Genomic DNA, 9,229 nt, shown 5'->3' with positions numbered 1-9,229 from the left:
ATGAATGTTTAAAGGAATTTGGCATTGAGCGTTCATTAAGCCATAAGGGATGCCCTTATGATAATGCTGTGGCTGAAGCAACATTTAAAGCGGTGAAAACTGAATTTGTGTCAAACACGATTTTTGATTCACTTGAACAACTCAGGTTGCAATTTAATCACTATGTGGATTGGTTTAATTACAACAGGCTTCATTCGTCTTTAAATTACCAGTCACCCATTGAATATAAAATGAATCTATGACCTTATCTTTTTGGTACTAAAAAGTGTGGACATACCAGTCTCTTTATCACCCTGAGTGAGGGTATAAATTTCCCCATGCAAGTAGTCATAATGAACACTATGCCCATCGGGATAAGTGATGGTATCTAACGCGCCAGTGATGGGGGAATAATCATAATAGGTAATATGACCTTCGCCATCAATTTCAGCTGTCAGTTGCCCTTTATCATTATATTCGTAGCTTTGTACATGACCCGCCGCAGATATTTTTTGGATTAATTTACCATGGGTATTATGCTTATAATAACTTTTACTGCCATCTTGGTGGATTATCGTGACACTGTTTTCTTCATCATTCCATTGATACTGACTATCCAATTGAGGAAAGTTCGCCCACTGCCGTAAACAGCGTGCCTGCTTACCTTCATTTTGCCATGCCCAATAAAAGGTTGCCCCACCCGCCATGACCCGTGATTGAATAACATGCTTATCATCATAAGTATAGTGCTCGGTCTCATTTGCGGCATTCGTCACCGCAACAAGTTGGTGAAGCGTGTTATAAGTATACTTTGCTAGCACCGAAACACGCTGCCATTCTTGTGCGACTTGGGTGTGTAATTCAACTTATTGGATTAAATTTATATTAGTCGGCGGGGTGCTTGGGTTATAATGCTAGTAGCCTGACTATTTTTTTAACCTTAGCATATTTATTTCCCCTCTTAGATAAAACTGTACTGTATAATCACAGACTCACTGTGTAAGTGGCAGTTATATTTAAATAATAATTTAATCTATCAAATCCTTTATCCTTTTATATAAAAACTCATAAAAATTAATGGTATAAATCTTACCAGCTTCTTTGCCTAAACGTAAATAAATTGGACATTCATTTTTATAACTTTTATTGTAATTAAAATAAAATTCTTCTCCAAAATCAGTTCTACTTACAACTATTTCATTTTTATCATGGAGATTATCTCTGATATCAATTATATAGTTATAAACTATGTCTCCTCCTATAGCATTTTCAAAGTCCATTTCATAGATACTAAAAATCTCTTCTCCATTTATATCTCCACCTCCATATTCAGCAAGAAACCATTTGTATGAATCACTGAAATTAACATGAAGATAACTTTCTGCTTTATTTATCCACTCGCTACTAGGTGCATTATCGGGAGAACCAAAGTTAATAATATGTGAATTAAGATCAATTAATTTTTTAACATCGTTAGGTGTTATTTTACTTTGCATAGCTTACTGCCTTATTTTTCCAAAATTCAAATTTAAATCTATTTATACCTGATGGTATTGTATTTGGATTAATGTGAATAATTGAATGATTTTCCTTGTGACGTTGCCAAATAAAAAACTGCAAATACATAAATTTATTTGCTGAGTCAGTCAATGACTGAGACTGAGTTATAACGCGCTTTTTCGGCTTATGCCTATTGGTATGATAATAATCGATTACATTCTTCGTTAGGCTACTTGCTTTCTGTTGAATTTAAAAAACACTTATCCCTTAATTTTTTTGTTTGAATATGTGTTGCCATTCCAATAAAAAAAGATCCCCACTTGTTAGGTGAGGTTATCCTTAAATAAGGATTTTCTGTGTATCATCATTCTCATACAGAATAATAATACTATTTTTATCCAGATATATCTTATCTTCAACTTGAAATACTTTGAGAGCTTCTATAATAATAGGCATTGCAAAATATAAAAACTCTCCGCCGACTAAGGCTCCAAAAGTTTCATCTTGCTCCATTATCTGAGTTATAGCTTGTTCTGTTAGAAATATTTTTCTATTTTCTTTAACTTCCTGAATGTTACTCACATTCGAAATAAAACCAAACAGATCATTATTTTTTGTTGATATAAATAAATATCCTAAAAGGTATTTATTTCCTCCTGATTGTCTGGATAACCAACTTAAATCAATATTCATTTCTATTCCTTATTATTTTGGGGAATTTGTTATAATAGCTTGCCCCATGAATTTTTCTTTAAACTCATTTAATGGGGTAAAATATTGTCGACCTAATGCAGGGTCTCTTATAGCAACAACTTGTTGACCATTTCTTACTGTAATACCATCAACAACAACAGCATGGCCACCCCGATCTAATTTCATTGCTACAATTACAGGATTTCCCTTTGATGTGGCTAAAGCCAAGTCTTCAATTGAAATTTTTGCTGTGAACTTCGCATCGGATAATCCTTGGTTACGCATTGCTGTAGCAAGGTCATTCATTCTTGCACCATTAGTCGTAACTTTTGCATCTGTGACCAATTTTCCTAAATCATATTTTAGTCCAGCAGTGTCCATAACCATTGCGCAAGAGTTCGGCCCACAAGTTGGTAGTTGCCCTTGATTTAAAACCAAACGATCGCCATCTCTTGAAATACTTGTACTTGCTGGATTTCCTGGTTCAAGATTTCCTATTTTATTCCCATTCGTCCCCTTTCCAATAACCCCCTCAAACCCATTATTTTCAACCTTAATCAACCCTAACGGATCTATCCAATTTATCGGATCGCCATTGGCATATTGATAACTATTTAACCCACCCAGTATACCTAGTGGGTCTTGGGTGATATATCTGCCGGTAAATGGGTCATAGTAACGGTTTAGGTTATAATGAAGCCCTGTTTCTTCATCATAATATTGCCCTTGGAACCTTAATGGGTTATCAGGTAGGGCTTGGGTACCCTCCTGATGGTAGGTTTCGTTTATTATCTGTCCATAGGCATTATACTGGCATTCATAGAGCGTGTCACCCATGTTGCTGGTGAGGGCAATGGGTGTGCCGAGGTGGTCGTTTTGGTACCAGTAGAGTTTGATATTATCTTGTTGGGCATTGCCGTGCACAAGGGCTAAGGGACGGTAAGAGTCTGGCTCGTAAAGGTAGCTTTGCCAATGTTTATCGTTATCGGTCTCGGCAATAAGTTTACTACCTTGCCAGATAAACTCGGTAGTTTTACCATCTACGGTTTTACTGGTACGACGGTTAAAGGCATCATAAGTATAGGTGATGATAAGCCCCGTCGGTTTAATCACTTTGATAAGTCGATGCCGGCAGTCGTACTCATAGTGGGTAACTAGGCTGTGGTCTTTTCCGCGTTTTTCGGCAATTAGGTTACCAAAGCGGTCATATTCAAAGTGTTTATCACTAAAAAAGGTTAACCGGTTGCCTTTGGCAATATTGGCATGAAAAGGCGTGGGAGCTAGCGCTTGGGTTTCACTGATTTTATTGCCCGTTGGGTCGTAATCAAACTGCTCGACTTTTTCAGCATGATGCTGTTCGGGATTGACCTCAGGGTAAGTCACGGTGTGTAACTGGTCAGCGTTATCATAACGATAACGGCGTGGCTGATGTCCGGTGATTTCGGCAAGCTGTCCGTTAGGATTATAGTGATATTGCTGTTGCCAAATTGGCGTTGGCGAGGTTTGGGTGCTGATATCATAACCATGATAACGTTGATGGGCAATAAGTTGCCCTAGCGGGTCATACTGGTAACGGTTAACTAGTCCATTACCTTGACGACGTTCACACTCTCGCCCTTGTTTATCCCAACGAAAAGCGGCTAATGGCTGGTGGTCGAGTGTCATTCCCAGTAGCTGACCCTGATTGTAATGATATTCTAACCATTGCCCATCGGGCAGTTTAGTGCCATTGAGTAAGCCGGTGTTTTCATCGTAGCGATGGCGGATAGTCGCCCAGTTTTGGTGTTCGGCTGTGAGTTGATTACTTTTGTTATATTCCCAACCTAATACATTCTCGTTATCTTTTACCGCTATCAAGCGACCGATAGTATCATATTCATAGTGCTCAATATTTCCATCCGGTAATATTTTTTGAATTAATCGCCCAAGGCTGTCACGCTCATATCGGGTAATAAATGGCTCAGATTGATGTTCATCTCCGTATTCACAACGGGCAATAAGTTGGTTGTTTTTATTATAATGGTACGTGGTTTTTATATTATCAAAACCAATTTCTTCACTTAATAATCCATCAGCTGTGTAACGAAATTGATAATGCTCCCCTTTTTGATTGGTGATTTGACTAATCTGTAAATGCCCATTATCGTATTGGAAAGCCAGTTTTTCACCATTAGGTTGGTGTAATTGGGTGAGTAGGTGTAACGGCGCGGCGTAATCATATTGGGTGATTTTGCCCATTTCATCTTTAAACCAAATCACTTTACCATAAGCATTATAGCGATACTCACGGGTGGTGTTATTGGGTAAGATAATTTGGGTAATTCGATTTAACGCATCATAACGGTAGTGTGTGGTACTGCCGTTTTGTTGTTTTTCCCATTCTAAGCGACCAATAGCATCATAGCCAAATTGGCGTAAACCTTGAATTGAAGAGTTATCCTCTAATAATTCCCCTTGCTCTGACCAAACTAAACGTTGGTGACTCTGGTCAGGATATTGAATAAAAATGGGCTTACCTTGAGCATTATATTGATATACCGTGCTGCGCTCTTGAGGGTCGATTAGCTCCAGTAAGTTCCCTTGGCTATCACGCCGAAAACGCCATTGTTGGTAAGTCTCTTTATCACCCTGAGTGAGGGTATAAATTTCCCCATGCAAGTAGTCATAATGAACACTATGCCCATCGGGATAAGTGATGGTATCTAACGCGCCAGTGATGGGGGAATAATCATAATAGGTAATATGACCTTCGCCATCAATTTCAGCTGTCAGTTGCCCTTTATCATTATATTCGTAGCTTTGTACATGACCCGCCGCAGATATTTTTTGGATTAATTTACCATGGGTATTATGCTTATAATAACTTTTACTGCCATCTTGGTGGATTATCGTGACACTGTTTTCTTCATCATTCCATTGATACTGACTATCCAATTGAGGAAAGTTCGCCCACTGCCGTAAACAGCGTGCCTGCTTACCTTCATTTTGCCATGCCCAATAAAAGGTTGCCCCACCCGCCATGACCCGTGATTGAATAACATGCTTATCATCATAAGTATAGTGCTCGGTCTCATTTGCGGCATTCGTCACCGCAACAAGTTGGTAAAGCGTGTTATAAGTGTACTTTGCTAGCACCGAAACACGCTGCCATTCTTGTGCGACTCGGGTGTGTAATTCAACTTGTTGGATTAAATTTATATTAGTATTCGGGGTGCTTGGGTTATTTTCATTAGTCGCTGCGTCTATTTCATTTTCATAAATAAAGACTAACTTGCGCGTCGGTTGCTCTGCGGGTGATAAAATGGCAGAAGGTAGCCGATTGGCGTTATAAATAACCTTAATGGCATTGTTATGCTTGTCTATAATGCGTTTCAAACAAGCTGTTGTCCCCTCTTTTGCACGTTTAAACACTAAAAAAGGTTGATTAGATTGAACAATGATAAACTCATTATCTTGTTCACCTTGGCACAACATGGCTTCTGATAAGCTATTTAATCTCTGTGTGTATTTTTCGGTTGGATAGGGAAAGCTAACTTGGCGATTTTCATGGTCTAACCATGTGATGCTATCGTTGTTAAATACCAAATGTTGACTTAAAAAGTGCGACCAGCCATAGCCCAATCCTTGCTGTAATTCAACAGCACTGGTACGATAAAAACGTTGCCAAATAAAAGGCACGATACCCGTTAAGTGACCATCTTCAACCGATAATAGCTCTTCGCCAGTTAATAACGATATGGGGTCACCATCATGAGGCGTCTGTTTATCAGAAGAAACCGCCTGCCCTTTGGCATTTTTACCGGCCTCTGGGGTGTCGGTGATATGTGACGATGCATTTTCTATTTTTGTCTGTGGATTCCCCCCCGATGAAGCAACGCTGCCATGTTCAGTTACACCCGTTGCATTGCTATGGGTTGTTGCCGTTTTGTGTGCATTAACATCCACGCCACCACTGTGAATTATTTCATGGTTATCTTTGACATGTTTTTTACATGCTTGCTTAGCGATGTCGGTTAACTCTTCTAGCGCTTCAATAAGCTCTTTAGTTGATGTGCTTGCTACCTTTTTTTTCATTATTATAATCCTTCTTATCAAGCAAAGTTCATTGCTATATCAAATCCTTTTTTTAGAACTGCGCCCGGTAAAATAATAGCAATAATCACTTCGGTTAATACTTGCCCTACAATTTTGGCACTAAAGTTAACTAATTGTTCGGGGGTTAACAATTTGAAAAGACACCAAGTTGCATTAAAAAAGATAAATAGCATGGCTTCATCTTTAAGCATCATTAGCATATCGCCTATTTCATCTTTATGTTCATCATACATTTGAATTAACTTTTCAGCGCCATCACCGATAAGTTGTTTCAGTTTTTTTGCATTTTCTAAAGGATGGCAAAATATATCAAATAATTTACACACTAAATTCCAAATGTCTTTTAACGTCGTCCAGATACCATCAGCAAACTCTTTACATGCCTCGACCCAATCTATTGATGCACCATTAGCAATATAAGCTTCCCATTCTTGCTTTTGCCGATTATTCCAGTTTTTTTCTAACCAATCTGCACATTGACTGATTAAACCATCATAAGAAGCATAGAGCTTGTCTAAATCTTTTTTTGTAAGATTGGGATAAAACATAATTTTATATTTTTGATTTGGCTTTAATTTTAAGACAGCTTTACCATTATCATCTAATTTACCTTCGCTGACGTAATTATCACTATCCCATATATAACCTGATTCCACCTCATATACCCGGTATTTGGTTTTCGGGATTGGAATGGTTTTACCTGCGGTTTGAAACGTATGTATGATAACCAGCTCGCCGCTTAATGGGCAGGTGGTCACCCCATCCATTCGTGCGCGACTTTGGACATTTTGAATAATTTCCATATCACCCACCTTAATTTGCTGATCCATATCAAAAAAGCGTCCGATAAATCTAGTATCGGTTAGTGATTTGTAGTCATTAAGGCAATTTTTAAAATCAGTAATAACCTCATTTATGACTTTATTGGCTTCTGCTTGTACATCGGGTGTGATAACAGGCTCTGATAAGGGGGGAGCAATGATGTCCTCTGTCATTTTGTTATCCTATGATTGAAGTTGTTGTAAAATGAAATTCCAAACGTCACTTTTACCCTGATTACATTGTAATAAACGTTTAACTTTTCTCTCTAAAATATCATGTCGATAGGCCCAATATATTTTCGGATAACTTTCTTGTAACGTTTGTAAGATATTCTCTAATAGCAGATCCTCTTTATCGGTTACCAATTTTTTTATTAATGATTCTGGCACCTGCCACCAAGGCGAAGTTTGCACCGCTTGCTCAACGGGTACATGCACTACATGTGATTGATGATTAATCCAGTAAAAAGCAAAAGCAGGCAGCACGTCTTGCCAGCTATCAGTAAAATAATCAAGCATGATTGACAAATATTCGCCATCCCAGTAGCGAAAAAATACCGTTTCACCATCGGGCATAATGGCCTGGGTTAAGCTCCGTAAATGGGCGCAGATGTCTGCAAAGGGTAAATGAGAGCGTGCCAGCCAGCCCCAGTCTTTGTGCTCAGTGTTATTAATCCAATCTAAAAAGGGGCTATGCTCATCAAGTCTCACTAGCATAGGCATAACAGAAAACCAGTGCTCGTAAGGAGTACCACTATAAAGACCATAGGGCGTTTGTGAGCCATCAGTGATATAGTAGTTTTTAACCGCTTGCGCATCACTGACGTTAGAAAGTACGGCATACAAAGGCATGGCAGAGGTAGCGGTAATCGTGCGCCATTGAGACAGTGGCATAGCTAGCATAATCTGCTCCTTGCATTGCGCAATAAAACCAACAAAGCTAAAAACCCGTTTAACTTATAAAAGACAAAAAAGGGATATTGAATAAAGCGATTGATGATTAAAGCAATACGACTAACAGCAAGCTCCATGATATTTACCTAAATTCCTTTAGAAAGTATTAAAAAACCGAAAAATAAAGGTATTTTTTAGCTAAGATAAGATTATTTTTTATTCTATGTAACCTTTTTTTAGTCTATTTTTGTTATTTTTTTAACAATAAACCTAGATTAGTTATGCTGAATACTTGTATTTTCAGCGCTTTGCCATGTTTAGTAAGGTGATTTAGGTAAATAATCGGTTTTATGTTATAGATTAATAATATTTGATTTCATACCTACCAATTACATCAAAAATATGATCATAAGTGCTAAGTATTATGCGTTGTTTACCTGCTTTATGAACTTCATCGACTAAATCAAAACTAGATTTTGAATATTTTTCGTAGGGATACTCATCTATTTCATAAATAGACAAACGGTCAATATCATTAAACATAAATGTCACTTTAACTTCAGGAACATTTAAAATCTCTGGTTTGCAACCTGCCAATGACAATGACGTATCAACAACCAAGGTAAATGGATAACATTCTAATTTAACCTCAGATAAAATTAATGCATTTCGTGTATAAATAATACCGTATTTTGTTTGTATTTCTTTTGTATTCATATCCCCTCTATTTTTAATTAAAAGGCAGCAGTCGAATATTTAAAGACCGCTATTAACCATTGCCATACAGATAACATCTTAAATATTTTAGCGTTTATAATAATATTGTCGATTATTGTTTAAAAGCTGAAGAAGTTGAAGAAGTTGAAGAAGTTGAAGCACTTCAACCTTGCCAACTAGCTTATAACCTTCATAAATATTCATTGTAAATCCTTTTTCGAGTAAAAAACTTGGTGCATCCTCTACTAAAAAATAGGCTTTTCCAAAGCCAACTCTTTGGTCGGGTTCTAATAGTTCGCAACGTTGCACATTTAACACTAATGACCAAGATGACATATCACCACTTTTACCTTTCATTGGCTGAGTAATTACATAATATTTTATATTTATTGGAATTGCCTTTTTTCCACCTTGTTGTATAGGCTTCCAGTCAATTTTAACATCAACACTTAAGCTGTCTATATTGTTACCCCTATTTAACATATGGATTAGTATCTAATTAATTTTTATAAATTTTATTTTTATCTTAT

9 protein-coding genes are annotated in these 9,229 nt (G+C 37.3%); 1 reads left to right on the top strand and 8 read right to left on the bottom strand.

What is annotated here, in order from left to right; all coding sequences use genetic code 11:
• A partial coding sequence (locus tag A9G42_RS07310) for an integrase core domain-containing protein (RefSeq protein WP_143426125.1) occupies positions 1–242 on the top strand: 242 nt, incomplete at its 5' end.
• Here the strand turns inward: A9G42_RS07310 and A9G42_RS07305 are convergent.
• The 8 genes from A9G42_RS07305 to A9G42_RS07270 form a co-directional block, all read right to left on the bottom strand.
• A complete protein-coding gene (locus A9G42_RS07305; RefSeq protein ID WP_065653076.1) occupies positions 237–800 on the bottom strand; it encodes a hypothetical protein in 564 nt (187 codons plus the stop codon). The genes A9G42_RS07310 and A9G42_RS07305 overlap by 6 nt on opposite strands.
• A gap of 207 nt (positions 801–1,007) precedes the next feature.
• On the bottom strand, positions 1,008–1,475 hold the full coding sequence (locus tag A9G42_RS07300) for an SMI1/KNR4 family protein (RefSeq protein WP_065653075.1): 468 nt from the start codon (positions 1,473–1,475) through the stop codon (positions 1,008–1,010).
• Between the two features lie 343 nt (positions 1,476–1,818).
• Positions 1,819–2,172: a hypothetical protein gene (locus A9G42_RS07295; RefSeq protein ID WP_065588209.1), complete on the bottom strand. Its 354-nt coding sequence runs from the start codon at positions 2,170–2,172 to the stop codon at positions 1,819–1,821.
• A gap of 12 nt (positions 2,173–2,184) precedes the next feature.
• Positions 2,185–6,246, bottom strand: coding sequence for an RHS repeat-associated core domain-containing protein (locus tag A9G42_RS07290; protein WP_065653074.1), 4,062 nt, complete (start codon positions 6,244–6,246; stop codon positions 2,185–2,187).
• A 17-nt stretch (positions 6,247–6,263) separates the two neighbouring features.
• Complete coding sequence (locus A9G42_RS07285) at positions 6,264–7,262, bottom strand: hypothetical protein (protein WP_065653073.1); 999 nt, start codon at positions 7,260–7,262, stop codon at positions 6,264–6,266.
• A gap of 9 nt (positions 7,263–7,271) precedes the next feature.
• A complete protein-coding gene (locus A9G42_RS07280) occupies positions 7,272–7,991 on the bottom strand; it encodes a DUF4123 domain-containing protein (RefSeq protein ID WP_065581999.1) in 720 nt (239 codons plus the stop codon).
• Between the two features lie 351 nt (positions 7,992–8,342).
• Positions 8,343–8,699, bottom strand: coding sequence for a hypothetical protein (locus A9G42_RS07275; protein ID WP_065581998.1), 357 nt, complete (start codon positions 8,697–8,699; stop codon positions 8,343–8,345).
• Positions 8,700–8,786: 87 nt separating this feature from the next.
• Entirely contained in the window at positions 8,787–9,182 is a 396-nt protein-coding gene (locus A9G42_RS07270) for a hypothetical protein (RefSeq protein WP_065581997.1), read from the bottom strand.
• Positions 9,183–9,229 lie beyond the last annotated feature (47 nt).

The sequence above is a fragment of the Gilliamella sp. Nev6-6 genome (genome assembly GCF_001690605.1).
GTDB classification, from domain to species: Bacteria; Pseudomonadota; Gammaproteobacteria; order Enterobacterales; family Orbaceae; genus Gilliamella; species Gilliamella apicola_C.
Note: the sequence above shows the minus strand (reverse complement) of the source record. Positions and strands in the feature narration are given on the sequence as shown.

Excerpts from the sequence above, each read along its gene's own strand:
- A9G42_RS07300 (WP_065653075.1), bottom strand. The coding sequence starts at position 1,475 with ATGCAAAGTAAAATAACACCTAACGATGTTAAAAAATTAATTGATCTT.
- A9G42_RS07295 (WP_065588209.1), bottom strand. The coding sequence starts at position 2,172 with ATGAATATTGATTTAAGTTGGTTATCCAGACAATCAGGAGGAAATAAA.
- A9G42_RS07290 (WP_065653074.1), bottom strand. The coding sequence starts at position 6,246 with ATGAAAAAAAAGGTAGCAAGCACATCAACTAAAGAGCTTATTGAAGCG.
- A9G42_RS07285 (WP_065653073.1), bottom strand. The coding sequence starts at position 7,262 with ATGACAGAGGACATCATTGCTCCCCCCTTATCAGAGCCTGTTATCACA.
- A9G42_RS07280 (WP_065581999.1), bottom strand. The coding sequence starts at position 7,991 with ATGCTAGCTATGCCACTGTCTCAATGGCGCACGATTACCGCTACCTCT.
- A9G42_RS07275 (WP_065581998.1), bottom strand. The coding sequence starts at position 8,699 with ATGAATACAAAAGAAATACAAACAAAATACGGTATTATTTATACACGA.
- A9G42_RS07270 (WP_065581997.1), bottom strand. The coding sequence starts at position 9,182 with ATGTTAAATAGGGGTAACAATATAGACAGCTTAAGTGTTGATGTTAAA.